The 3344-nt window shown below is 70.4% G+C and carries 2 protein-coding genes; both read left to right on the forward strand.

From position 1 onward, the window contains the following. On the forward strand, positions 1–1149 hold a 1149-nt coding region (locus tag WA805_RS30880; RefSeq protein ID WP_425244095.1), incomplete at its 5' end, for a tetratricopeptide repeat protein. Between the two features lie 259 nt (positions 1150–1408). Further along, a complete protein-coding gene (locus tag WA805_RS30885; protein ID WP_425244096.1) occupies positions 1409–3316 on the forward strand; it encodes a protease pro-enzyme activation domain-containing protein in 1908 nt (635 codons plus the stop codon). The last annotated feature ends 28 nt before the right edge of the window (positions 3317–3344 follow it).

A 3344-nucleotide genomic window follows, 5' to 3' on the forward strand; every position in this document is an offset into this window, starting at 1 on the left:
CCGCTCGCCGAGGCGCGCGCGGCGCTGCGCGACCTGACCAGGGCCAGCCTCATCATCGAGAGCGCGCCAGGCCGGTACGGGTTCCACGACCTGCTACGGGCCTACGCCGCCGAGCAGGCGGCACTGCGCGAGGGCCGCGAGCGGCGCGAGGCCATCCATCGCATGCTCGACCACTATCTGCACACCGCACGCCGGGCGCACGTGGTGCTCTACCCCGGGCGGCAGCGCGTCGACCTCGGCAGGCCGCGCGCCCTCGTGACCCCGGAGGGGTTCGCCGCCAAGCCCTTCGCGCTTGCCTGGCTGCGCGCCGAGTACCAGGTGCTCCTCAAGATCATCGACCTGGCCGCCAGGGAGGGATTCGACGACTACGCCTGGCGGCTGACCGTGGTGCTGTGGACCTTCTTCGACGTGTGCGGGCACTGGCACGACGGCACGCGGATGCACCGCACCGCGCTGGAGGCCGCCCGGCGGTGCGGCGACCAGTTCGGCCAGGCGCACGCGCTGCGCGGGCTCGGCACGTTCGAGGTGATGCTCGGCGACTACGCGCAGGCGCACTGCTGCCTGGCGGAGGCGCAGGAGCTGTTCCGCCGGCTCGGCGACACGCACGGGCTGGCGCGCACGGACCTGATCATGGGGCAGGCCTTCGAGTTCCAGGGGCGGCACGCGGAGGCGCTCGCGGTGGTCAAGGAGGCGCTCCGGCTGTCCGAGACCGCGCAAGACGACCCGTACATGCAGCTCGTCAGGGCCAGCGCGCTGAACGGATCCGCCTGGTACAACGCGCACCTCGGGGAGCTTGGCCAGGCCCGCGCGCACTGCACGCAGGCGATCGAGCTGTGCCAGTCGATCGGCTACTCCCCTGGCGAGGCCGGCACCTGGGACACTCTGGGCTTCGTCTGGCAGCGCCTCGGCGACCACGCCGAGGCGACCGCCTGCTTCCTGCGTGCCGTCGCGCTCGAGCGGGAGATGGGCAGCCGCTTCAACCTCGCGATGGCGCTCGCCCACCTCGGCGACACCCACGTGTCCACCGGTGACCTCCGCGCGGCCCGCCAAGTCTGGGCAGAGGCGCTGACGATCCTGGCCGACCTGCATCATCCGGAGGCGTTCGAGGTCCGGGCGAAGCTCGAATCCCTCAACCCGGTCGCGCTCTGAAATCGTTTCGTTGCTGAAGTCTGCCGGTTAGTTCGCCGGTAAGCCTGCATGGCCCTGCCCATGGTTACTGTCCGATTATGAATTTATGAAAAAAGTAACCATGCGTAGCGGACGGGAGCGGGCAATGCGCGATACCTGGACCAGATAGCACGTTCTCGGTAAAGAGCGGGAAAAAATATAGCTTCGGAACGTAAGGTGCTGACTCCCCGGACGCGACACAATCCCCGTAGGACCATGCATCTCAACGGGGAGGAACCTTATGCCAGACCTTGTAGCGCTGCCCGGCAGCGAGCGGACGCAGCTATCGGGCGTCCAGTCCGCCGGACAGCTCAACGAGAGCGAGACGATCACCGTCACGCTCGTGCTGCGGCGACGTGCCCAAGTGCCCGCCGCGCTAGTCATCGGGCCGGAAACCGTGACGCACGAGGAACTTGACGCTCAGTACGGGGCCGAGACAGACGACATCGCCCTTGTCACGTCGACCATGACCGAACTCGGGCTCACCGTGACGGACACGCACCAGGGGTCGCGCCGCATGATGGTGAGCGGGACGATCGCCGCGCTGTCCGCGGCGTTCGGCACGACGCTGACCCTCGTCACCAGCCCGCAGCCGGGTGGCACGGGGGAAGCGACCCACCGGTACCGGTCCGGCAGCCTGTCCGTGCCCGCCCAACTGGCCGGGATCGTGACCGCCGTGCTGGGCCTCGACGACCGCCCAGTGGCCCGCCCGCAGTTCCGCCGGCTGACCGCGGCCGCCGCCAGCCGGACCGTCACGCCGGAGACGGTCACCCCGGAGACGGTGACGCCAGAGACGGTCACCCCGGAGACGGTGACGCCAGAGACGGTCACCCCGGAGACAGTCACCCCGGAGACGGTGACGCCAGAGACGGTCACCCCGGAGACGGTCACCCCCGAGACGGTCACCCCGGAGACAGTCACCCCGGAGACGGTGACGCCAGAGACGGTCACCCCGGAGACGGTCACCCCCGAGACGGTGACGCCGGAGACGGTCACGCCGGAGGCGTCCCCGGCAGCCTCGACGGCGGTGCCGCTCACCGCGCCGCAGGTCGCCAGCCTGTACAACTTCCCCGCGGGCACCGACGGGACCGGGCAGACCATCGCGATCATCGAGCTCGGCGGCGGCTACACCCAGAGTGACCTGGACATGTACTTCCGCGGCCTCGGCCTCGCCACCCCGTCGGTGACCGCGGTCGGCGTCGACGGCGGGTCCAACTCCCCTGGGCAGCCCTCGGACGGCGAGGTCGAGCTGGACATCCAGGTGGCCGGCGCGGTCGCGCCGAAGGCGGCGCAGCTCGTCTACTTCGCGGCCAACACCGACCAGGGCTTCATCAACGCGATCGCCCAGGCGGTGCACACCACGCCACCCCCGATCGTGGTCTCGATCAGCTGGGGCCAGTCAGAAGACCAGTGGTCCGAGCAGAGCCGTAACTCGATGGACAGCGTGTTCGCGGACGCGGCGGCGCTCGGCGTGACGGTCACGGTCGCGGCAGGCGACAACGGCAGCAGTGACGACCCGAACAGCACCAGCGGGGTGCACGTCGACTTCCCGGCGTCGAGCCCGCACGTGCTCGCTTGCGGCGGCACCCAGCTGATCGGCAACCTGAGCACCAACACGATCACCTCTGAGGTGGTCTGGAACGAGCTCGCGAACAACGAGGGCGCCGGCGGCGGCGGCGTCAGCGACGTGTTCCCCCTCCCGTCCTGGCAGGCGAACGTGGGCGTGCCCACGATCGCGGGCGGCACCAGCACCGGCCGCGGGGTCCCCGACGTGGCGGGCAACGCCGACCCGGTGACCGGCTACCTGGTCGTCGTCGACGGTAAGCAGCAGCCCATCGGCGGCACGAGCGCGGTGGCGCCGCTCTGGGCCGGCCTGATCGCCCGGCTCGCGCAAGCGACGGGCAAGAAGTTCGGCCTGCTCCAGCCGCTGATCTACGGGGGCGTGACGGCGGGCGCCGCCGCTCAGGGCTTCAACGACATCACCCAGGGCAACAACGGTGCCTACAGCGCAGGCCCCGGCTGGGACGCGACCACGGGCCTCGGCTCCCCCAACGGCCAGGCTCTGCTGACCCACCTCAGCGACCCGCCGCCCCAGACCGCGACCGTGACCACGGAGAAGCCCCGCCGGAAGCACTGGTGGTCGCGGTAACACTAGCCGCACGAACGTGGTCGGTGTC

The organism is Trebonia sp., assembly GCF_049794275.1.
Classification (GTDB): Bacteria; Actinomycetota; Actinomycetes; order Streptosporangiales; family Streptosporangiaceae; genus Trebonia.

Excerpts from the sequence above, each read along its gene's own strand:
- WA805_RS30885 (WP_425244096.1), top strand. The coding sequence starts at position 1,409 with ATGCCAGACCTTGTAGCGCTGCCCGGCAGCGAGCGGACGCAGCTATCG.